A 20,306-nucleotide genomic window follows, 5' to 3' on the forward strand; every position below is an offset into this window, starting at 1 on the left:
AGTTGCCAGTCACCGCTCCAAAGAAAAAGCCGCCCGGAGGGACGGCTTTAAGGAATCGTCGTGCGCCACCGACACAAGATCGTGTCGGCACCCCTCGAGGCCTTACTTCAACCTTTCCGCCAACTCCACCGCCCGGCCGATATAGCTGCCCGGGGTCATCGCCAGCAGGCGAGCCTTGGCCTCGTCGGGGATCGCCAGGCCTTCGATGAAGGTGCGCAGCGCCTCGCGGGAGATGCCCTTGCCGCGGGTCAGTTCCTTCAGTTGCTCATAGGGATTGGCGATGCCGTGGCGGCGCATCACGGTCTGCACCGGCTCGGCCAGCACTTCCCAGCAGTTGTCCAGGTCCTCGGCCAGCCGCTCCGGATTGGTTTCCAGCTTGCCCAGGCCGCGCAGGCAGGCCTCGTAGGCCAGCAGGCTGTAGCCGAAGGCGACGCCGATATTGCGCAGCACCGTCGAGTCGGTCAGGTCGCGCTGCCAGCGCGAGACGGGCAGCTTCTCCGACAGGTGGCGCAGCAGTGCGTTGGCCAGGCCCAGGTTGCCCTCGGAGTTCTCGAAGTCAATCGGGTTGACCTTGTGCGGCATCGTCGACGAGCCGATTTCGCCGGCCTTGGTCTTCTGCTTGAAGTAGCCCAGCGAGATATAGCCCCAGACGTCGCGGTCCAGGTCCAGCAGGATGGTGTTGGCGCGGGCCACCGCGTCGAACAGCTCGGCCATGTAGTCGTGCGGTTCGATCTGGATCGTGTACGGGTTGAAGGCCAGGCCCAGCCGGTTCTCGATGACGTCGCGCGAGAAGGCCTCCCAGTCGAACTCGGGATAGGCCGACAGATGCGCGTTGTAGTTGCCCACCGCGCCGTTCATCTTGCCCAGCAACTCGACCCGCTCGATCCGTTCGATCGCGCGCGCCAGGCGGGCCGCGACGTTCGCCATTTCCTTGCCCAGCGTGGTCGGGCTGGCGGGCTGGCCGTGCGTGCGCGACAGCATCGGCTCGCGGGCGTTGGCGTGCGCCAGTTCCACCAGCCGCGCATGCACGCGGCGCAGCGTCGGCACCAGCACGCTGTCGCGCGCGCCCTTGAGCATCATGCCGTGCGAGGTGTTGTTGATGTCCTCGGAGGTGCAGGCGAAGTGGATGAATTCGCTGGCGGCCACCAGCTCGGCGTTGTCCTGCACGCGCTCCTTCATCCAGTACTCGACCGCCTTGACGTCGTGATTGGTGACCGCCTCGATTTCCTTGATCCGGGCCGCGTCGGCCTCGCTGAAGTTGTCGACCAGCGCCAGCAGCGCGGCTTCGGACTGCGCCGAGAACTTCGGCATGTCGGGCAGGCCGGTGCGGGCCAGCGCGATCAGCCAATGGACTTCGACCTTGACGCGGTGGCGCATGAAGGCGGCCTCGGACAGCCATTCGCGCAGCGGGTCGGCCTTGGCGGCATAGCGGCCATCGATCGGGGACAGGGCGGTGAGCGGCGAGAGCGCGGCGGGGGAGGCGGTAGCGGACATGCTGGCAGACGGCGGGAGGGAATGAAGAGGGAAACTGGAACGGTGTCGGCAGGGGCGTCGGCGCACGCGGCAGCGGCGAGCTGCGCTGGCACATCCCATGTACTCAAGCGCATACAAAGCCGGGAAGTACGATCCTGCGCGATCCGGGGCGATCCGGCGCACCAGCCTGGCAGCCGGCGCTGGAAAGCCGCGATTTTACCACCGCCCTTCCCGCTGCGCCGCGCGATCGTCGTCAGTGTTGCGGGCAATCCCGCCGGCCCGCCGCTGCACGCCGGCGCCGTGCCGGAACGGCCGCCCGGGCGGTTATACTCGCCACGCCGAGCCAGTAGCCTGTTACGAAGTGCATCAAGGCAGACAGGACCCGCGCGCCACCGCCGGCGCACGAGGCCAGCCGCTCCATCGCGAAGCGCCCGATGCACTCCATAACGAGCTCAAGGGGAGAACATGAAGCTGTACGCATCGCAGACCAGCCCTTACGCGCGCAAGGTGCGCGTGGTGATGGCCGAGAAGAAGATCGACTATCAGCTGGTGGAAGTCGACGTGTGGTCGCCGGACACGGTGATCGGTCAATTCAATCCCCTCGGCAAGGTGCCCTGCCTGGTGATGGAAGACGGCGGCGCGGTGTTCGATTCGCGCGTGATCGTCGAGTACGTCGACACGCTGACGCCGGTCAGCCGCATGATCCCGCAGGGCAGCCGCGAGCGGCTCGAGGTGCGCTGCTGGGAAGCGCTGGCCGACGGCCTGCTCGATGCCGCGCTGCTGGCGCGTCTGGAACATACGCAGCGCGAGCCGGCCCAGCGCAGCGAGCGCTGGGTGCGCCGCCAGCTTGGCAAGATCGACGGCGCGCTGGTGGCGATGGCCAACGGCCTGGCCGACCGCACCTGGTGCGCCGGCAACCATTATTCGCTGGCCGACGTCGCGGTCGGCTGCGCGCTGTCCTATCTGGACTTCCGCTTCCCGGACATCGCCTGGCGCGAACGCCATCCCAACCTGGTCGCCTTTCACGACAAGGTCAGCAAGCGCCAGTCGTTCATCGATACGGAGCCGCCGCGGGGCTGAGGATGACCGGGGTCACCGTGGCCACCGAGGTCGCTGTGGCCACCGTGAACCGTGCCGTCCGCGGCCACCGACACGCCGTCGCTGGAGGACGGCGTGCGCGGCATCACTGGATGATGCCGCCGCCCAGGCAGACCTCGCCGTCGTACAACACCGCTGATTGCCCCGGCGTCACGGCCCATTGCGCTTCGTCGAAGCGCAGCTGCAGGTTGTCGGCATCGACCGCGTCGACGAGGCACGGGGCATCGCTCTGCCGATAGCGCGTCTTGGCGCTGAGCGCGGTGCCCGCGCGCGGCGCATCGCCGGCGACCCACGACAGGTCGGCCGCGCGCAGCGTCGGCGACAGCAGCCACGGATGATCGTGCCCCTGCACCACGTACAGCGTGTTCGACGCCATGTCCTTGCGCGCGACGTACCAGGCATCGCCGCTGCCGTCGCGGCTGCCGCCCAGGCCGATGCCCTTGCGCTGGCCCAGCGTGTAGAACGCCAGCCCGATATGCTCGCCGACGACCTTGCCGTCGGCCGTCTTCATCGGCCCCGGTTTGGTCGGCAGATAGCGATTCAGAAAATCCCGGAATGGGCGCTCGCCAATAAAGCAGATTCCGGTGGAATCCTTCTTCTTCGCGTTCGGCAGGCCGATTTCCGCGGCGATTTCGCGCACCTGCGTCTTCGGCAGCTCGCCCAGCGGAAACAGCGTGCGCGACAGCTGCGCCTGGTTCAAGCGGTGCAGGAAGTAGCTCTGGTCCTTGGTATGGTCCAGCGCCTTGAGCAGTTCGAAGCGGCCGTGCCCGCCCTGCCGCACGCGCGCATAGTGGCCGGTGGCAATGCGCTCGGCACCGAGCGACATCGCATGGTCGAGGAAGGCCTTGAACTTGATCTCGGCGTTGCACAGCACGTCGGGATTGGGCGTGCGCCCGGCCGAATACTCGCGCAGGAAATCGGCGAACACGCGGTCCTTGTACTCGGCGGCGAAGTTGACCGCCTCGACGTCGACGCCGATCAGGTCGGCCACCGACACCACGTCGAGCCAGTCCTGGCGCGTCGAGCAGTACTCGCTGTCGTCGTCGTCCTCCCAGTTCTTCATGAACAGGCCGACCACCTCGTAGCCCTGCTGCTTGAGCAGCCAGGCGGTGACGGACGAGTCCACCCCGCCCGACATGCCGACCACGACGCGTTCGCCGCGGCCGATGCCGGGATTCAGTTCGGGGCGGGCCGAAGTGGCGGCGCTCGTGACGACGCTCATGGCAGCGCTCCCGGCATCAGCGCCGACGGATGCGTGTACAGCGCGTCGAGTGCGAAGCGCTTGCCGGCCAGATAGTCCTCGACACAGGCCAGCACCAGCGGCGAGCGATGGCGCTCCGGGCAGGCGCGGATCTCGTCGGCGCTGAGCCAGACCGTGCGCACGATGCCGGTATCGAGGGGACGGCCGCTGTCGAGCGGACCCAGATCGCCGGTGAAGGCGAACCGCACATAGGTGATGTTGCCGTCGGGATGCTGGCCGGTCGGCGAGGTCACCGAACCGGCCAGATAGCAGCCGAGCAGCGCGCGCGGCTCGAAGCTGTGCGCGGTTTCTTCCAGCGTTTCCCGGATCACGGCGCGCACCAGGCTCTCGCCCGGGTCCAGATGGCCGGCCGGCTGATTCAGCTTCAGGCCATCGCGGGTTTCTTCTTCGACCAGCAGGAAGCGGCCGCCGCGCTCGATCACGGCCGCCACGGTGACGCTGGTTTTCCAGTCTTGGGACATGATGCACAAGTTTTAGGCAATCCGGCATTCTACCGGCTGGCGCGCGGCGCTGCAGCGCCGCGGACCGCGCCCGGGCCCCGCGCGGAACGCACCCCGATCGCACCCATTGCCGTCAGATTCCTGTAAGCTGCGAAAAAATTGTGCGCTGCGCTGGACGGCGGCGCCCACAAACGAGCCCGGATGCCTGCCCGGCCGTAGCCCGGAGCGGCACCGCAACAGGAGAAGCTGACGATGCAGATCGGTATCCCGCTGGAGACACGGGCCGGCGAAGCGCGTGTCGCCGCCACCCCCGAGACCGTCAAGAAGTACGTCGCCCAGGGCCATCAGGTGCTCGTGCAAAGCGGTGCCGGTGTGCGTGCCAGCTGTCCGGACGCGGCCTACGAGGCGGCCGGCGCCAGCATCGTCGATGCGGCCCGCGCGTTCGGCGCCGAGCTCGTGTTGAAGGTCCGCTCCCCCGATCCGCAGGAACTGTCGCAGATTCGCCCCGGCGCCACGCTGGTCGGCATGCTCGATCCGTTCGACGCCGACAACAATGCGCGCATGGCCGCCGCCGGCATCGTCGCCTTCGCGCTCGAGGCCGCGCCGCGCACGACCCGCGCGCAAAGCATGGACGTGCTGTCCTCGCAGGCAAACATCGCCGGCTACAAGGCCGTGCTGGTCGCCGCCAACCACTATCAACGCTTCATGCCGATGCTGATGACCGCCGCCGGTACGGTCAAGGCCGCGCGCGTGCTGATTCTCGGCGCCGGCGTGGCCGGCCTGCAGGCGATCGCGACCGCCAAGCGGCTGGGCGCGGTGATCGAGGCCTCCGACGTGCGGCCCGCGGTCAAGGAACAGATCGAATCGCTGGGCGCGAAGTTTCTCGACGTGCCGTTCGAAACCGACGAGGAGCGCGAGATCGCGCAGGGCGTCGGCGGCTACGCGCGGCCGATGCCGGCCAGCTGGATGCAGCGCCAGGCCGCGCTGGTGCACGAGCGCGCGAAGCAGGCCGATATCGTCATCACGACCGCGCTGATCCCCGGGCGACGCGCGCCGGTGCTGCTGAAGGAAGAGACCGTACAGGCGATGAAGCCGGGCTCGGTGGTGGTCGACCTGGCCGCCGCGCAAGGCGGCAACTGCCCGCTGACCGTGGCGGACGAGGTCGTCGAGCGCCATGGCGTGACGCTGGTCGGCTACACCAATCTGGCCAGCATGGTCGCGGCCGATGCCTCCGCGCTGTACGCGCGCAACGTGCTCGACTTCCTCAAGCTGATCGTCGACAAGGACGGCAAGCTGACAATCAACCCGGAAGACGATATTGTCGCGGCCTGCCTGATCAGCAAGGACGGCGCGCTGGCCCGCCAGGCCGCCTGAGCGGCTGCCGGATCGGCGCTGCCTGTGCGATCGGCGCGCCGGCAGCGCCAACCCTCCAGATCGATTCAACCCGGATTCAACCCGCGCCCATCCCGGGCGCGTTTTCACGGTGCCGCGGCCACCCGTTCGAGCCGTCGCGGCGCCAGCATCAACGAAGGAAAGCAACACCATGCAACGCATCATTCTGCGCGCCAAGCTGCATCGCGTCACCGTGACGCAGGCGGACCTGCACTACGAGGGGTCGTGCGGCATCGACGAGGATCTGCTCGACGCGGCGGACATGAAGGAGTACGAGAAGATCGAGCTCTACAACGTCAACAACGGCGAGCGTTTCTCGACCTACATCATCAAGGGCAAGCGCGGCACCGGCGAGATCTCGCTGAACGGCGCCGCCGCGCGCCGGGCCCATCTGGGCGACCACCTGATCATCTGCACCTACGCGCCGATGAGCGATGCGGAACTGGCCGACTACAAGCCGAAGATCGTGCTGGTCGACGACAACAACCGCATCAAGGAAATCAAGAAGGTGTGATCCCATGATCGCCGCGCGCAGGCAGTCTCGCCCGCAGTCCCGGCATGCCGACGGTGGCCCTGGCGCATGGCGCCGCTGGCTCATCGTTGTCGTGGCGGCGGGCTGTGCGGCCTGCGCCGGCGTATCGGCACCCAGTACGGCACCCAGTACGGCACCCGTTACGGCACCCGTTACGGCACCAGCTGCGGCGCCGGTTACGGCCCCGGTGTCGGCGTCCGACTCGACGCCGGCATCGCCATCGCCTGACGTCGGCGCCCCGCCCGCTTCGGCGGCGGACCCGCTACCCTCCTGGCGCGACGGCGCCGCCAAGCAGGCGATCCTGCGCTTCGTGCGCGACACCACCACCCCGGGCGGCCGCGACTTCATCGCCCCGGCCGACCGCATCGCGATCTTCGACAACGACGGCACGCTGTGGCGCGAGGACCCGCGCGCCGAGCTGCTGTTCGTCGCGCATCTCGCGCGAGCGCGCACCGAGGCCGATCCGACGCTCGGCGCGCAAAGCCCCTACCGCGAATTCCTCGCCGATCCGCGCGGCTATCTGCAGCGCGGCGACACCGCGGCGCTGCAGCTGCTGCACGCGGTGTACGGCAACACCGCGGTCGAATCGTTCCAGGACGAGGCGCGGCGCTTTCTCGCCGTCGCCCGCCATCCCCGCAGCCGCGCGCCGCTGCGCGACGGCATCTACCAGCCGATGCTGGAATTGCTCGGCTTGCTGCGCGCGCAGGGCTACCAGACCTGGCTGTGCGCGGGTTCCACCGCCGACTTCATGCGCGCCTTCGCCGCCGACTACTACGGCATCGCGCCGCAGCAGGTGATCGGCTCGCGGCTGGCGCTGCGCTTTCGCGAGACCGCGCAGGGCAACGCCGTCTGGCGCGAGCCGCGCGTCGACAGCTTCAACGACAAAGAGAACAAGCCCGCCAATATCGCGCTGCAGATCGGCAAGCGTCCGGTGTTTGCCGCCGGCAATGTCGGCGGCGCGGGCGATATCGCGATGCTGGCCTACAGCCAGGGACGGCGCGGGCCGTCGTTCCAGCTGTTGATCGACCATGACGACGCGCAGCGCGAGTCCGCCTACACCGAGCCGGATGGCGCCTCGCTGAAGGCCGCCGCCGCGCACCGCTGGACCGTGGTCAGCATGCGGCGCGACTGGGAACGCGTGTTCGTGGCGCCGTCGGCGCCAGGCCGGGCACTGGCCGGCGAGCCAATGGCGAGGCCGGCCGCGCCGTAACGCGGAACTGTGCGGAAAAGCTGCGCGGGAAACCGCGGGCGCAACTGCGCTGGGAAGAGCGGACAACCGAATTCAAGCAACGGGAGGAGAAGTCGATGGAGATGGTGAACCACACGGTGATCAACCTGATCATCTTCGTGCTGGCGATCTACGTGGGCTACCACGTGGTCTGGACGGTCACGCCGGCGCTGCATACCCCGCTGATGGCGGTCACCAACGCGATCTCGGCGATCATCATCGTCGGCGCGATGCTGGCCGCCGGGCTGACCGAGGGCGGCGTCGGCCGCGCGATGGGCACGCTCGCCGTGGCCCTGGCCGCGGTCAACGTGTTCGGCGGCTTCCTGGTGACCCAGCGCATGCTGGAGATGTTCAAGAAGAAGGAGCCGAAGAAGGCCGCGCAGGCCGCCAGCAAGGAGGGCGCGCAATGAGCATGAACGTCGTCACGCTGCTCTACCTGGTGGCCTCGGTCTGCTTCATCCAGGCCTTGAAGGGGCTCTCGCATCCGGCCACCGCGCGCCGCGGCAATGCCTTCGGCATGATCGGCATGGCGATCGCCGCGCTGACCACCGTCGCGCTGATCGTCAAGCTGAAGAACGAGTTCCTGGCCGCCGGCATCGGCCAGTCGTCGATCGGCACCGGCCTGGGCCTGATCCTCGCCGGACTGGTGGTCGGCGGCGGCATCGGCGCCTACGTCGCGAAGAAGGTCGAGATGACCAAGATGCCGGAACTGGTCGCGGCGATGCACTCGCTGATCGGCCTGGCCGCGGTCTTCATCGCCATCGCGGCGGTGGCCGAACCGGCGGCCTTCGGCATCACGGCGGCCGGCTCGCACGAGATCCCGCTGGGCAACCGCATCGAGCTGTTCATCGGCTGCTTCGTCGGCGCGATCACGTTCTCGGGCTCGGTGATCGCCTTCGGCAAGCTGGCCGGGCGCTACAAGTTCCGGCTGTTCCAGGGCGCGCCGGTGGTGTTCTCGGGCCAGCACTGGCTGAACCTGGCGCTGGCGGTCGCGATGGTCGGCTTCGGCATCGCCTTCTTCATGACGCAGCAGTGGCTGCCCTTCCTGGTGATGCTGGCGATCGCCTTCGTGCTCGGCGTGCTGATCATCATCCCGATCGGCGGCGCCGACATGCCGGTGGTGGTGTCGATGCTGAACTCGTACTCGGGCTGGGCGGCGGCGGGCATCGGCTTTTCGCTGAACAATCCGATGCTGATCATCGCCGGCTCGCTGGTGGGCTCCTCCGGTGCGATCCTGTCGTACATCATGTGCCGGGCGATGAACCGCTCGTTCTTCAACGTGATCCTGGGTGGCTTCGGCGGCGAGGCGAGCAGCGCGGCCGCGGCGGGCTCGCAGGCGCAGCGCAACGTCAAGTCGGGCTCGCCGGACGACGCGGCCTTCCTGATGGGCAATGCCGAGACCGTGATCATCGTGCCCGGCTACGGCCTGGCGGTGGCGCGCGCCCAGCATGCGCTCAAGGAGCTGACCGAGATGCTGTCCGAGAAGGGCGTCACGGTGAAGTACGCGATCCACCCGGTGGCGGGCCGCATGCCGGGCCACATGAACGTGCTGCTGGCCGAGGCCGAAGTGCCGTACGACCAGGTCTTCGAGATGGAGGACATCAACAGCGAGTTCGGCCAGGCCGACGTGGTGCTGGTGCTCGGCGCCAACGACGTGGTCAACCCGGCGGCCAAGACCGACCCGAACTCGCCGATCGCCGGCATGCCGATCCTCGAGGCCTACAAGGCCAAGACCATCATCGTCAACAAGCGTTCGATGGCAGCCGGCTATGCCGGGCTGGACAACGAGCTGTTCTACATGGACAAGACGATGATGGTGTTCGGCGACGCCAAGAAGGTGGTCGAGGACATGGTCAAGGCGGTCGCCTGACCGGGGGAGTCCGGCCCGGAAATCGCCTCGCGCCGGCCCCCTCCGGGGTCGGTTGCGCCCCCGCTCCGGCGCGCTATACTGGCCCTCGGCCGCGGGGGCCGGCATGCGCCGGCCATCACGGCCCTGGCGCCGGCCCCGCGTTCCCTGCTGCAGCCGGACCCGCTCCTTGCCTCCCGGGGTCGCACGCGACATGACATTCAATCCGCAGGACAGGCATCTGCCGGTCTTCCAACATCCGATCCTGACCGTACTGGTCGACGACAGCCGTTCCTTCATGGACAGCCTGGTCTTCCAGATGGACCGGACCCGCCCGGTGGTCACCTTCACCGACCCGCGCGAGGCGCTGCAGTGGATCCGCGAGGCCTACACCACGCGCTTCACCGGCTTCCTGCCGGTGCGCGTCACGCACGACGATCTGACCTTCCTGACCGAGCGCCGCACGGTGCAGCTCGATATCGACCGCATCCATCGGCAGATCCACGACATTCACCGCTTCGTGCAGCCGGGCGTGATCGTGGTCGATTATTCGATGCCGCAGATGGACGGGCTCGAGTTCTGCCGCGCGCTGCAGGACCTGCCGTGCAAGACCATCCTGCTGACCGGTACCGCGGATGAAGGCGTCGCGGTGCAGGGCTTCAACCACGGCCTGATCGACCGCTACGTCAAGAAGCACGACAGCAATATGGTCGAGCGGCTGGACCAGGAGATCGACGCGCTGCAGCAGCAGTACTTCACCACGCTGTCGCACACGCTGCGCGACCTGCTGACGCGGCACTCGTTCTCGTTCCTGTCCGATGCCGCGATGGCCGAGCGCGTGCGCCAGCTGGCGGCGCGCTACGGCTTCGTCGAGTACTACCTGTACCCGAACCCCGCCGGTATCCTGCTGCTGACCGCGCAGGGACAGGCCACGCTGATGGTGATCGAAACGCGCACGAGCCTCGCCAGCCAGGTCGAGTCGGCCGAGGCCTACGACGCGCCCGCTGCGCTGACCGAAGGCCTGCGCGAAGGCCGCATCGTGCCGTTCTTCTGGCCCGGCAACGGCATGTACACGCCGGCCTGCGTCGACTGGGAGCAGTACTGCCTGCCGGCCGAACGCGTCGAGGGCCGCGAGGAATTCCTGTACGCGCTGTTCGACCTGCCCCGCCATCTGCTCGACGAGCCGGTGGTCAGCTTCCGGACCTTCCTGACGGAATTCGAGCGCAACGAGGGAAGCCTGACGGGGCGTTGAGCGTCACGTCGGTCCACTCCCTCTCCCGCTGGCCGAAGCCCGGTTGGGGGAGCGCGAGGACGCCCTCGCTTTCTACGACTGCGCCCGGTTGCCGCCCTTCACCATCTCGAAGCGGAACAGCCGGCATTCGATATTGCCGTTGTAGAGCGGCACGCGCCGCGATTCCTTCAGCCGCAGCCGGCGCGGCAGCGACAGGTCGCCGGTGAAGATCCAGGCCTCCCAGCCCGAGAAATGCTGCTTCAGCGTGGTCGCGAACGCGCTGGCGAACTGGTTGGCGGCGGCCTCCTCGGCGCTGTCCACCGGCGCCTCGTCGAACGCCGGCCGGCGCTGGCCGCGCACAGCGATCCGCTCGCCATAGGGCGGGTTCAGCAGCAGCAGGCCCGGTTCGGCGAACGGCGGCTGCACGTGGCGCGCGTCGACCTGCTTGGCCCGCAACTCGCCCGGCAGGCCCGCACGCTGCCAGTTGGCGCTGGCCATCGCCAGCATGTCCGTCGAGATATCGCTGCCGGCAATGGCCAGGTCCGCCGGCGCGGCGGCCGCGGCGCGCTGGCTCGCGGCCTGGGCCTCGCTCTTGAGCGCCTTCCAGGGCTTCAGGTTGATTCCCTTGAGCCATTCGAAGGCGAAGCTGCGCGCCGCGCCCGGGGCCAGCCCGAGCGCGACCTGCGCCGCCTCGACCAGGAACGTGCCGCTGCCGCACATCGGGTCGTAGAAAGGCCGCGAGGTCTTGCCCGGCGTCCAGCCGGCCAGCCGCAGGATGCCGGCGGCCAGGTTCTCCTTCAGCGGCGCCTCGCCCTTTTCCATGCGCCAGCCGCGCTTGAACAGCGGCTCGCCGGTGGTGTCCAGGTACAGCGTGCAGTCGTGCTCGGTCAGATGCGCGTAGATCCGTACGTCGGGGCTGGCGGTGTCGACGCTGGGCCGCGCACCGAGGCGCTCGCGCATCGCGTCGCAGACGCCGTCCTTGACCCGCAGCGCGGTGAAGTTCAGGCTGCGCAGCGGCGAGCGGTGCGCGGTCAGCTCGATCTTGATGGTCTCGTCCGGGCCGAACCACTGGTCCCAGCGCTGCGTGCGCGCCAGCTCGTAGATATCGTCCTCGTGGCGGTAGCCGCGGGCGGCAACCCGCAGCAGCACGCGGCTGGCGATGCGCGAATGCAGATTGACCGCATAGGCGGCCGCCATGTCGCCGGAGAAGCTGACGCCGCCAGGCACCTCGCGATGGACGTCGAACGGTGCGAGGGCATCCACATCGGGCCGCACGGCGATCTCGCGCAGCTCGTCGGCGAGCGCGCTCTCGAGGCCGCGCGGGCAGGGGGCGAAGAAGGCTTGGGTCATCACAGCGGTCCGGCAAAAAGGGGGCGCGAACGGGTCGCAAAGGTCGCGAACGGTCGCAACGGGTCAAGTCAACAGCAGGCGAAACGGGGCAACCGCTTCAAACAAAAACGTCCGCCGTGGCGGACTGCAGGCGCCGGCGCCAGCCCCGGGCCGGACCGGCAGGACCGCGCTCAGGCGGCCGCCAGCGCGCGATCGAGAAAGTCGAGCCGGTCCTGGCCCCAGTACGGCTGGCCGTCGTAGACGTACCAGGGCGCGCCGAACACGCCGGCCGAGATCGCATCCTGGGTATGGCGCGCGTATTCCTCCTGCACGCCCTGCCCTTCGCTGGCCTTCAACAGCGCCGCGCCATCGAGGTCCAGGCGGTCGGCCAGCTCGGCCAGCGTGGCGGCATCGGCGATATTACGCTCCTCCGCCCACAGCGCCCGGCCGATCGCACCGAGCAGCGCCATCGCGCGCGCCGTGCCATGGGCCAGCCGCGCCGCGATGATCAGCCGGCTGGCGGCGTCGCCGGAGACCGGAAAGTATTTGGGCTCCAGATTGAGCGGCACGCCGAGGTAGTCGCGCCAGCGCGCCAGTTCAACCAGCCGGTAGGCCTGGCGCTGCGGCGGCCGCTGGGCCAGCGGCAGGCCGCCCGAGGTCGCGAACACCTTGCCCAGGTCGCAGGGCTTCAGATTGACCTGCGCGCCATGGCGGGTCGCGATCTCGGTAAAGCGCGCGTGGCCGAGGTACACGTACGGCGACTGCGGCGAGAAGTAGTAGTCGATCTGCTTGCTCATCGGTTCCTCGGGGTAGGTTCAGGCGGGGGAATTCAGGGCGTTGCGGCCGATCCAGGCAATGCCGAGGGTTCGGCCATGCCGCCCGACATGGAGGCGTCAGAACGGCTTGACCACCACCAGCACCACGATCGCCAGCAGCACCAGCACCGGCAGTTCGTTGAACCAGCGGTAGAAGCGATGCGAGCGCGTATTGCGTCCGGCCTCGAATTTGCGCAGCAGCACCGCGCAGCCATGGTGATAACCGAGCAGTACCAGCACCAGCGCCAGCTTGGCATGCATCCAGCCCTGTCCCGGCCCGCGCCCGATGCCATAGCCCAGATAGAGCCACAGCCCGAACGCCAGCGCGGGGATCGCCAGCATCGTCATGAAGCGCAGCAGCTTGCGCGCCATCGCCAGCAGCCGCGCCACCGCGGCGGGATCGGTCTCCATCGCCAGATTGACGAAGATGCGCGGCAGGTAGAACAGCCCCGCGAACCAGGAGACCACGAAGACGATATGCAGCGATTTGACCCAGAGCATCGGCGATCCGTATGACCCGGTAATTTACGTGCGAACTTCGCCGTGGCCGAACACCACGTACTTCAGCGAGGTCAGCCCTTCGAGGCCGACCGGGCCGCGTGCGTGCAGCTTGTCGTTCGAGATGCCGATCTCCGCGCCGAGGCCGTACTCGAAGCCGTCCGCGAAACGCGTCGACGCGTTGATCATCACGCTGGCCGAATCGACCTCGCGCAGGAAGCGCATGCCGGCCGAATAGTTCTCGGTGACGATCGAATCGGTGTGGGCCGAGCCGTAGGTGTTGATGTGGGCGATCGCCTCGTCGAGGCCGGACACGGTGCGGATCGCCAGCACCGGCGCCAGGTATTCGAGGCGCCAGTCTTCCTCGGTCGCATCGACCAGGCCTTCGATGCCCGCGGCTTCCAGCGTGGCGCGCGTGGCCGGGCAAACCCGCAGCTCGACGCCCTTCTGCTGATAGATCGTGCACAGCGGCGGCAGTACGCGCGCGGCAATCGACTCGGCCACCAGCAGCGTTTCCATCGTATTGCACGGCGCGTAGCGCTGCGTCTTGGCGTTGTCGCAGATGCGCACCGCCTTGTCGAGGTCGGCGTCGCCGTCGACATAGACATGGCAGATGCCGTCCAGATGCTTGATCATCGGCACGCGCGCCTCTTCCATCAGCCGCGCGATCAGGCTCTTGCCGCCGCGCGGCACGATCACGTCGACATACTCGGTCATCGTGATCAGGCGCCCGACCGCGGCGCGGTCGGTGGTCTCGATGACCTGCACCGCCTCGGCCGGCAGCCCGGCCTCGGCCAGGCCCTCGGCGACCAGCCTGGCCAGCGCGGTATTCGATTCGATGGCTTCCGAGCCGCCGCGCAGGATGGTCGCGTTGCCCGACTTCAGGCACAGCGCCGCTGCGTCGATGGTCACATTGGGGCGCGACTCGTAGATGATGCCGATCACGCCGAGCGGCACGCGCATCTGGCCGACCTGGATGCCGGTCGGCCGGTATTTCATGTTGCCGATCTCGCCGATCGGATCGGGCAGCGCGGCAATCTGTTCCAGTCCGGCGGCCATGGTGGCGATGGCCTTGTCCGACAGCGTCAGTCGATCGACGAAGGCGGCGTCCTGGCCGTTGGCGCGGGCGCGCTCGACATCGCGCGCATTGACGGCCTTCAGCTGCTCGGCGTCGCGGCGGATCGCGGCGGCGATGGTCAGCAGCGCGCGGTTCTTGTCGGCGGTGGAGGCGCGCGCCATCGCGCGCGACGCGGCGCGGGCCTGGCGGCCGACGCGGTCCATGTACTGGTAGAGGTCGAGCTGGTTCATATCGGTGGCCGGTCGGTGCGGCCTGGCAATCTTGTATTTGGCGGGCGCGCTGCGGGCGGCGCGACGTCGCGGGTTCCGGCGGCGCTCGGCCGCAGCGTTGGGGCAGATCAGCGTGCCGTTCTTCCGCGCAATGGTGAGCGCAAGATGGTCAGCGAAACCTCGTCAGCGCCAAACCATCAGCCCGACATCGTCAGCCCGAAGCCATCAGCGCGCGATCATCAGCGCCAGCTGCAGCAGGCCGTCCCACGGCTCGGCCGGCATGCCGTCGACGCGCAGGCCCTTGGTCTGCCGGTCCAGCTTCGCGGCCATCGCCAGCGCGGCCTCGAGCCGCTCGGTGGACAGCCGCTGCGCGGCCTGCGGCACCAGCTTCTCGCGCGGTCCCCAGATGCGCAGCTCGCGGGTCAGCACGCCCATCGGCTTGCCGCCGGCCAGCCCCTGCCGGACCTTGGATAATACGCGAATTTCCTCGGTCAGCGCCCACAGCACCAGCACCGTGGCCTCGCCCTCGCCGCGCAGTCCTTCAAGCATCCGCACCAGCCGCGGCACGTCGCCGCCGAGCATCGCCTCGGACAGCTTGAACACGTCGTAGCGGGCGACATTGAGCACCGCGTCGTGGACCTGGTCGAAGGTCAGCACGCCGGCGGGATACAGCAGGCCGAGCTTCTGGATTTCCTGATGGGCGGCCAGCAGGTTGCCCTCGACCTTGTCCGCGATGAACTGCAGCGCGCGGCGGCCCGGTTCGCCCGGCTCCACGCGCTGGTTCTGCAGCGCCAGCCGTTCGCCGACCCAGGCCGGCAGCCGGGTGCGATCGACGCTGTCGACCTTGATCGAGACGCCGGCGCCTTCGAGGGCCTGGAACCAGGCGGACTTCGACGCGGCAAAATCCAGCCGCGGCAGCGTGATCAGCATCACCAGATCGGAGGCGACCGGCGAAGCCGACAGCTGCGCCGCGACAGCGCGCAGCACCTCGCCGCCTTCCTTGCCGGGCTTGCCGGACGGAATGCGCAGCTCGACGATCTTGCGGTCGCCGAACAGCGACATCGACTGCTGGGCCTCGAGCAGCTGGCTCCACTGGAAGCCGCGCTCGGACACCAGCACGTCGCGCTCGCTGTAGCCGGCCGCGCGCGCGGCCTGGCGCAGGCGATCGACCGCTTCGAGCACCAGCAGATGCTCGTCGCCGTGCACCACGTACAGCGGCGCCAGCCCGCGCGCCTGGGCCTGGCGCAGGTGACCGTCGAGAGCGTCGAGCTTGAGCTGCATCCGGTGGTGGTATTCGCCTGTCCTGGCTGTCTTGGCTGTCGTACCTGGGCGCGCTGCGTGCGCGGCCTCAGGCGGGCTTGGCGGCGGCGAGCCGGCGCATCAGCTGCTGCACGATGTCGCGCTGCATGTCGCGGTACAGCTGCTCTTCCTCGTAGCCCTTGGCCAGCGCGTTGGCCTCGTTGTAGGTCAGGTCGCGGAACAGCACCATCTGCGACGGCGCGATCATCTCGCGGCCGGCCGCATCGCGCAGCCGGAACGTGAAGCGCTGCGTCAGCCGGTATTCGCGCACGACGCCCGCCGTCGTGATCGACAGCACGGTCTTGGTGCGGCTGTCCTCGAGCACGTCGAGCAGCGCGTCGGCCTGCTTGGGATCGGTGACGACGATGGTGTCGGAACCGCCCTGGATGGCGCGCGTCAGTTCGGCGCCCATCAGCGAGTTCTTCGGGATGCCGACATACAGCCGCTTGAAGGCGAAGTCCGAGCTGCCGCGCAGATGGAAGCCGCAGCCGGCCAGCGCACCGGCGGCCAGCAGCGCGGCCAGCACGGCGCGGCGATTCGGGTTCGGTCTAGTCATGGCGCGATTCCTTTGATTGGGTCGATGGCGCGGCGGCGGGATGCCATTGCGGTGGCGGCCCGCCTCAGATCACCACATTGACCAGGCGGCCGGGCACCACCACGATCTTCTTCGGCGCGGCGCCCGCGGCGAACTTGGCGACGGTCTCGCTGGCGGCGGCCATCGCCTCGATCGCGGCGCGGTCGGCATCGGCGGGCACCGTCAGGCTGCCGCGCACCTTGCCGTTGACCTGCAGCACCAGTTCGATCTCGCTCTGCACCAGCGCGGCCTCGTCGACCTGCGGCCACGGCGCATCGAGCAGGTCGCCATGCGCGGCGGCGTAGCCCAGTTCCTGCCACAGCACGTGGGTGATGTGCGGCACCACCGGGTACAGCACGCGCAGCAGGATGCCGAAGCCCTCGCGGCGCGCGGCCGGCGACGCCGACTTGGCATCTTCCAGCGCGTTGAGCATCTTCATCGCGGCGGACACCACGGTGTTGTACTGGATGCGCTGGTAGTCGTAGTTGGCCTGGCGCAGCACGCCATGCACGTCGCGGCGCAGCGCGCGGTCGGCGTCGACGGTCTCGCCGCCGGCACCGGCGGCACGGATCGCCTCGGCGTTCGCCTGCCCATAGGCCCAGACCCGGCGCAGGAAGCGCGAGGCACCCTCGACGCCGGAACTGCTCCACTCGAGCTGCTGCTCGGGCGGCGCGGCGAACATCGTGAACAGGCGCGCGGTATCGGCGCCGTACTGGTCGATCAGCGCCTGCGGGTCGATGCCGTTGTTCTTGGACTTCGACATCTTCTCGACGCCGCCGATCTCGACCGGCTGGCCGTCGGCCTTCAGCGTGGCGCCGACCGGGCGGCCGCGCTCGTCGGTCCTGACGTCGACGTCGGCCGGATTGAACCAATGCTTCTTGCCGTTCGCGTCCTCGCGATAGTACGTCTCGTTCAGCACCATGCCCTGCGTCAGCAGGTTGGTGAACGGCTCGCCGAACTTGACCAGGCCGAGGTCGCGCATCACCTTGGTCCAGAAGCGCGCGTACAGCAGGTGCAGGATCGCGTGTTCGATGCCGCCGATGTACTGGTCCATCGGCATCCAGTAATCGTTGCGTGCATCGACCATCGTGTCCGCGTCCGGGCAGGTATAGCGCATGTAGTACCAGCACGAGTCGATGAACGTGTCCATCGTGTCGGTCTCGCGCCGGGCCGGCTTGCCGCAGGACGGGCACGTGCATTCGAGGAAGCGCGGGTCCTTGGCCAGCGGGTTGCCGCTGCCGTCCGGCACCAGGTCCTCCGGCAGCACCACCGGCAGGTCCTTCTCGGGCACCGGCACCACGCCGCAGCTGTCGCAATGGATCAGCGGGATCGGCGTGCCCCAGTAGCGCTGGCGCGAAATGCCCCAGTCGCGCAGGCGCCAGGTCACCTTCTTCTCGCCCAGGCCCTTGGCCGCCAGGTCGGCGGCGATCGCGTCCACCGCGGCGCGATGGTGCAGGCCATCGTAGTGGCCGCTATGGATGCAGCGGCCATGTTCCTTGTCGGCGTACCAGTCCTGCCAGGCCTCGGTCGAGAACGGCTGGCCCTTGACGTCGATGACCTGCTTGATCGGCAGGCCGTACTTGCGCGCAAAGGCGAAGTCGCGCTCGTCGTGCGCGGGCACGCCCATCACCGCGCCGTCGCCGTAGGTCATCAGCACGTAGTTGCCGACCCAGACGTCGACCGGCTCGCCGGTCAGCGGGTGCACGACCTTCAGGCCGGTCGGCATGCCCTTCTTTTCCATGGTCGCCATGTCGGCTTCCATCACGGAGCCGCGCTTGCACTCGTCGATGAAGGCGGCCAGCTCGGGATTGGTCGAGGCGGCGTGCGTGGCCAGCGGGTGCTCGGCCGCGACCGCGCAGAACGTCACGCCCATGATGGTGTCGGCGCGCGTGGTGAACACGTACAGCTTGCCGCCGCCGATCAGTTCGCCGTCGTCGCCGACGATCGCGTGCGGGAAGGCGAAGCGCACGCCCTCGCTCTTGCCGATCCAGTTCTGCTGCATCACCTTGACGCGCTCGGGCCAGCCCAGGCCCTCGAGCTCGCCCAGCAGCTCCTCGGCGTACTGCGTGATGCCGAGGTAGTACATCGGAATCTCGCGCTTCTCGACCACCGCCCCCGAGCGCCAGCCGCGGCCGTCGATCACCTGCTCGTTGGCCAGCACGGTCTGGTCCACCGGGTCCCAGTTGACGGTGCCGGTCTTGCGGTAGGCGATGCCCTTCTCCAGCATCTTCAGGAACAGCCACTGGTTCCAGCGGTAGTAGTTCGGATCGCAGGTGGCGACCTCGCGCGACCAGTCGATCGCCAGGCCCATCGACGCCATCTGCTTCTTCATGTAGGCGATGTTGTCGTAGGTCCAGGCCGCCGGCGCCACGCGGTTGTTGATCGCGGCGTTCTCGGCCGGCATGCCGAAGGCGTCCCAGCCCATCGGCATCAGTACGTTATGCCCGTTCATGCGCAGGTAGCGCGCCATCACGTCGTTGATGGTGTAGTTGCGCACGTGCCCCATATGGAGCTTGCCCGACGGATACGGCAGCATCGAGCAGGCGTAGAACTTGGGCTTCTCCTTGCCGTCGGGGCCCACCGCGTGCTCGTCGACGCGATAGGCGTCGATGGCTTGCCAGTGCTGGCGGGCGGATTCTTCGACTTCGGCGGGGAGGTATTTGTCTTGCATGGTTGGGACAGCGGCGCGCGCGCGGCGCACCAGCGATGTGGAATCTGGCAGCGGTTGGGGGCACGCCAGCCGTTGGCGGCGTGCGGGAAACGCCGATTATAACCGGCGGTGGGCCGCGGAAACGGCCTGCGCGCGCCGCCTTGGGGAGGGCAGGCGCGGCCGGGCAGGCTGCGCGTCGTACTTCAGGCCCGCTGGCTTCAGGGCTGCCTACTTCGCGCGTGCCAACTTCCGGCCCGCTTGCTTCAGGCGTACTGACGTCGGGCCAGTTACTTGAGCCCCAGCACGTCCTGCATGTCGAACATCCCGTTCGGCTTGTCCGCCAGGAAGCGGGCGGCGCGCACCGCGCCGTCGGCATACGACTGGCGGCTAGAGGACTTGTGCGTGATCTCGATGCGCTCGCCGATGCCGGCGAACAGCACGGTGTGGTCGCCCACGATATCGCCGCCGCGCACCGTGGCAAAGCCGATCGAATTCGGATCGCGCGGGCCGGTATGGCCTTCGCGGGCGAACACGCCGCAGGTCTTCAGGTCGCGGCCGAGCGCCTCGGCGATGATCTCGCCCATCTTCAGCGCGGTGCCCGAGGGCGCATCGACCTTGTGGCGATGGTGCGCCTCGATGATTTCAATGTCGTAGCCGGAGGACAGCATCTTCGCCGCGACCTCCAGCAGCTTGAAGGTCGCGTTGACGCCGACGCTCATATTGGCGGCGAAGACCACGCCGATCGACTGCGCGGCCTCGGCCAGCGCGGCCTTGCCGGCGTCGTCGAAGCCGGTGGTGCCGATCACCATCTTGACGCCGAGCCGGCGCGCCACCTGCAGGTGGGCCAGCGTGCCTTCGGGACGGGTGAAGTCGATCAGGCAGTCGGCGCCGGACAGCGCGGCCTCGATGTCCGAGGTGATCCTGACACCGGTTTCGCGCCCGAGGAACAGGCCCGCGTCCTGCCCCAGCGCGGCCGCGCCGGGCACGTCGAGCGCGCCGGCCAGCGTCACGCCCTCCGCGTTCAGCACATATTCGATCAACATGCGGCCCATGCGGCCGGAGGCCCCGGCAATAGCGAGTTTCATGGCGAGTCGGTTCCCCGGAAAGAAATCAGGCGAATAACAGTGAAGTCAGGACAGGAGGACAAGGCACGACGCCGGCGCTGCGTGGGAAGGCCACGCCCAGGCGTGGCTTGACTGTCCTCACCGCGCGCCGGTGCAACGGCATGGGCGGCCCCGCGGGCCGCACCCTGCGATTTACTTGACGGTGTCGGCGGGGCTGGCGCTGGCGGCGCGCTCGCTGGCCGGCTCGGCCGCCGGCTGCGACGGCGCCGCACCGGCGGGCGTCGCGGCG

At 68.5% G+C, this 20,306-nt stretch carries 19 protein-coding genes; 8 read left to right on the plus strand and 11 right to left on the minus strand.

The window, feature by feature from the left end:
• Positions 1–102 precede the first annotated feature (102 nt).
• Complete coding sequence (gene purB, locus F1599_RS13445; protein WP_149316651.1) at positions 103–1,494, minus strand: adenylosuccinate lyase; 1,392 nt, start codon at positions 1,492–1,494, stop codon at positions 103–105.
• Between the two features lie 444 nt (positions 1,495–1,938).
• Here purB and F1599_RS13450 point away from each other — a divergent pair, with 444 nt between their 5' ends.
• Positions 1,939–2,553, plus strand: coding sequence for a glutathione S-transferase family protein (locus F1599_RS13450; protein WP_149316650.1), 615 nt, complete (start codon positions 1,939–1,941; stop codon positions 2,551–2,553).
• 103 nt (positions 2,554–2,656) lie between these two features.
• Here F1599_RS13450 and mnmA read toward each other — a convergent pair whose 3' ends face one another.
• A complete protein-coding gene (gene mnmA, locus F1599_RS13455) occupies positions 2,657–3,793 on the minus strand; it encodes a tRNA 2-thiouridine(34) synthase MnmA (protein WP_262484825.1) in 1,137 nt (378 codons plus the stop codon).
• On the minus strand, positions 3,790–4,293 hold the full coding sequence (locus F1599_RS13460) for an NUDIX hydrolase (protein WP_187829092.1): 504 nt from the start codon (positions 4,291–4,293) through the stop codon (positions 3,790–3,792). Before F1599_RS13460 ends, mnmA begins: the two co-directional genes overlap by 4 nt.
• 231 nt (positions 4,294–4,524) lie before the next feature.
• Here F1599_RS13460 and F1599_RS13465 point away from each other — a divergent pair, with 231 nt between their 5' ends.
• From F1599_RS13465 to F1599_RS13490, 7 genes are all read left to right on the plus strand, one after another.
• The gene (locus F1599_RS13465) at positions 4,525–5,646 is read left to right on the plus strand and encodes a Re/Si-specific NAD(P)(+) transhydrogenase subunit alpha (protein WP_149316648.1); all 1,122 of its coding nucleotides are present in this window, start codon (positions 4,525–4,527) and stop codon (positions 5,644–5,646) included.
• Positions 5,647–5,815: 169 nt separating this feature from the next.
• Positions 5,816–6,178 carry an aspartate 1-decarboxylase gene (gene panD, locus F1599_RS13470; RefSeq protein WP_006577190.1) on the plus strand — a complete coding sequence of 121 codons (363 nt, stop codon included), beginning with the start codon at positions 5,816–5,818 and terminating at the stop codon, positions 6,176–6,178.
• A gap of 66 nt (positions 6,179–6,244) precedes the next feature.
• Positions 6,245–6,424 carry a hypothetical protein gene (locus tag F1599_RS26230; protein ID WP_223819618.1) on the plus strand — a complete coding sequence of 60 codons (180 nt, stop codon included), beginning with the start codon at positions 6,245–6,247 and terminating at the stop codon, positions 6,422–6,424.
• Positions 6,384–7,406 carry an HAD family hydrolase gene (locus F1599_RS13475; protein WP_223819619.1) on the plus strand — a complete coding sequence of 341 codons (1,023 nt, stop codon included), beginning with the start codon at positions 6,384–6,386 and terminating at the stop codon, positions 7,404–7,406. Before F1599_RS26230 ends, F1599_RS13475 begins: the two co-directional genes overlap by 41 nt.
• A gap of 95 nt (positions 7,407–7,501) precedes the next feature.
• Positions 7,502–7,834 carry an NAD(P) transhydrogenase subunit alpha gene (locus F1599_RS13480; RefSeq protein WP_150083394.1) on the plus strand — a complete coding sequence of 111 codons (333 nt, stop codon included), beginning with the start codon at positions 7,502–7,504 and terminating at the stop codon, positions 7,832–7,834.
• Positions 7,831–9,294, plus strand: coding sequence for an NAD(P)(+) transhydrogenase (Re/Si-specific) subunit beta (locus tag F1599_RS13485; protein WP_149316645.1), 1,464 nt, complete (start codon positions 7,831–7,833; stop codon positions 9,292–9,294). Before F1599_RS13480 ends, F1599_RS13485 begins: the two co-directional genes overlap by 4 nt.
• Positions 9,295–9,484: 190 nt before the next feature.
• Complete coding sequence (locus F1599_RS13490) at positions 9,485–10,522, plus strand: response regulator (protein WP_006580100.1); 1,038 nt, start codon at positions 9,485–9,487, stop codon at positions 10,520–10,522.
• A gap of 72 nt (positions 10,523–10,594) precedes the next feature.
• Here F1599_RS13490 and F1599_RS13495 read toward each other — a convergent pair whose 3' ends face one another.
• The 8 genes from F1599_RS13495 to dapB all read right to left on the minus strand — a co-directional run bounded on the left by F1599_RS13495 (position 10,595) and on the right by dapB (position 20,038).
• Complete coding sequence (locus F1599_RS13495) at positions 10,595–11,851, minus strand: THUMP domain-containing class I SAM-dependent RNA methyltransferase (RefSeq protein WP_150083395.1); 1,257 nt, start codon at positions 11,849–11,851, stop codon at positions 10,595–10,597.
• A gap of 170 nt (positions 11,852–12,021) precedes the next feature.
• On the minus strand, positions 12,022–12,627 hold the full coding sequence (locus tag F1599_RS13500) for a 2-hydroxychromene-2-carboxylate isomerase (RefSeq protein ID WP_150083396.1): 606 nt from the start codon (positions 12,625–12,627) through the stop codon (positions 12,022–12,024).
• Between the two features lie 96 nt (positions 12,628–12,723).
• The gene (locus F1599_RS13505) at positions 12,724–13,146 is read right to left on the minus strand and encodes a CopD family protein (RefSeq protein WP_149316642.1); all 423 of its coding nucleotides are present in this window, start codon (positions 13,144–13,146) and stop codon (positions 12,724–12,726) included.
• A 24-nt stretch (positions 13,147–13,170) separates the two neighbouring features.
• Positions 13,171–14,451 (minus strand): glutamate-5-semialdehyde dehydrogenase, encoded by a 1,281-nt coding sequence (locus tag F1599_RS13510; protein ID WP_149316641.1) that lies wholly within the window; start codon positions 14,449–14,451, stop codon positions 13,171–13,173.
• A gap of 204 nt (positions 14,452–14,655) precedes the next feature.
• Entirely contained in the window at positions 14,656–15,711 is a 1,056-nt protein-coding gene (gene holA, locus F1599_RS13515) for a DNA polymerase III subunit delta (protein ID WP_150083397.1), read from the minus strand.
• 67 nt (positions 15,712–15,778) lie between these two features.
• Positions 15,779–16,285: an LPS-assembly lipoprotein LptE gene (locus F1599_RS13520; protein WP_149316639.1), complete on the minus strand. Its 507-nt coding sequence runs from the start codon at positions 16,283–16,285 to the stop codon at positions 15,779–15,781.
• A gap of 64 nt (positions 16,286–16,349) precedes the next feature.
• Positions 16,350–18,974: a leucine--tRNA ligase gene (gene leuS, locus F1599_RS13525; protein ID WP_150083398.1), complete on the minus strand. Its 2,625-nt coding sequence runs from the start codon at positions 18,972–18,974 to the stop codon at positions 16,350–16,352.
• A 266-nt stretch (positions 18,975–19,240) separates the two neighbouring features.
• Complete coding sequence (dapB, locus tag F1599_RS13530) at positions 19,241–20,038, minus strand: 4-hydroxy-tetrahydrodipicolinate reductase (protein WP_149316637.1); 798 nt, start codon at positions 20,036–20,038, stop codon at positions 19,241–19,243.
• Positions 20,039–20,306: the final 268 nt, after the last annotated feature.

Source organism: Cupriavidus cauae, assembly GCF_008632125.1.
Taxonomy (GTDB): Bacteria; Pseudomonadota; Gammaproteobacteria; order Burkholderiales; family Burkholderiaceae; genus Cupriavidus; species Cupriavidus cauae.

Excerpts from the sequence above, each read along its gene's own strand:
- purB (WP_149316651.1), bottom strand. The coding sequence starts at position 1,494 with ATGTCCGCTACCGCCTCCCCCGCCGCGCTCTCGCCGCTCACCGCCCTG.
- F1599_RS13450 (WP_149316650.1), top strand. The coding sequence starts at position 1,939 with ATGAAGCTGTACGCATCGCAGACCAGCCCTTACGCGCGCAAGGTGCGC.
- mnmA (WP_262484825.1), bottom strand. The coding sequence starts at position 3,793 with ATGAGCGTCGTCACGAGCGCCGCCACTTCGGCCCGCCCCGAACTGAAT.
- F1599_RS13460 (WP_187829092.1), bottom strand. The coding sequence starts at position 4,293 with ATGTCCCAAGACTGGAAAACCAGCGTCACCGTGGCGGCCGTGATCGAG.
- F1599_RS13465 (WP_149316648.1), top strand. The coding sequence starts at position 4,525 with ATGCAGATCGGTATCCCGCTGGAGACACGGGCCGGCGAAGCGCGTGTC.
- panD (WP_006577190.1), top strand. The coding sequence starts at position 5,816 with ATGCAACGCATCATTCTGCGCGCCAAGCTGCATCGCGTCACCGTGACG.
- F1599_RS26230 (WP_223819618.1), top strand. The coding sequence starts at position 6,245 with ATGGCGCCGCTGGCTCATCGTTGTCGTGGCGGCGGGCTGTGCGGCCTG.
- F1599_RS13480 (WP_150083394.1), top strand. The coding sequence starts at position 7,502 with ATGGAGATGGTGAACCACACGGTGATCAACCTGATCATCTTCGTGCTG.
- F1599_RS13485 (WP_149316645.1), top strand. The coding sequence starts at position 7,831 with ATGAGCATGAACGTCGTCACGCTGCTCTACCTGGTGGCCTCGGTCTGC.
- F1599_RS13490 (WP_006580100.1), top strand. The coding sequence starts at position 9,485 with ATGACATTCAATCCGCAGGACAGGCATCTGCCGGTCTTCCAACATCCG.
- F1599_RS13495 (WP_150083395.1), bottom strand. The coding sequence starts at position 11,851 with ATGACCCAAGCCTTCTTCGCCCCCTGCCCGCGCGGCCTCGAGAGCGCG.
- F1599_RS13500 (WP_150083396.1), bottom strand. The coding sequence starts at position 12,627 with ATGAGCAAGCAGATCGACTACTACTTCTCGCCGCAGTCGCCGTACGTG.
- F1599_RS13505 (WP_149316642.1), bottom strand. The coding sequence starts at position 13,146 with ATGCTCTGGGTCAAATCGCTGCATATCGTCTTCGTGGTCTCCTGGTTC.
- F1599_RS13510 (WP_149316641.1), bottom strand. The coding sequence starts at position 14,451 with ATGAACCAGCTCGACCTCTACCAGTACATGGACCGCGTCGGCCGCCAG.
- holA (WP_150083397.1), bottom strand. The coding sequence starts at position 15,711 with ATGCAGCTCAAGCTCGACGCTCTCGACGGTCACCTGCGCCAGGCCCAG.
- F1599_RS13520 (WP_149316639.1), bottom strand. The coding sequence starts at position 16,285 with ATGACTAGACCGAACCCGAATCGCCGCGCCGTGCTGGCCGCGCTGCTG.
- leuS (WP_150083398.1), bottom strand. The coding sequence starts at position 18,974 with ATGCAAGACAAATACCTCCCCGCCGAAGTCGAAGAATCCGCCCGCCAG.
- dapB (WP_149316637.1), bottom strand. The coding sequence starts at position 20,038 with ATGAAACTCGCTATTGCCGGGGCCTCCGGCCGCATGGGCCGCATGTTG.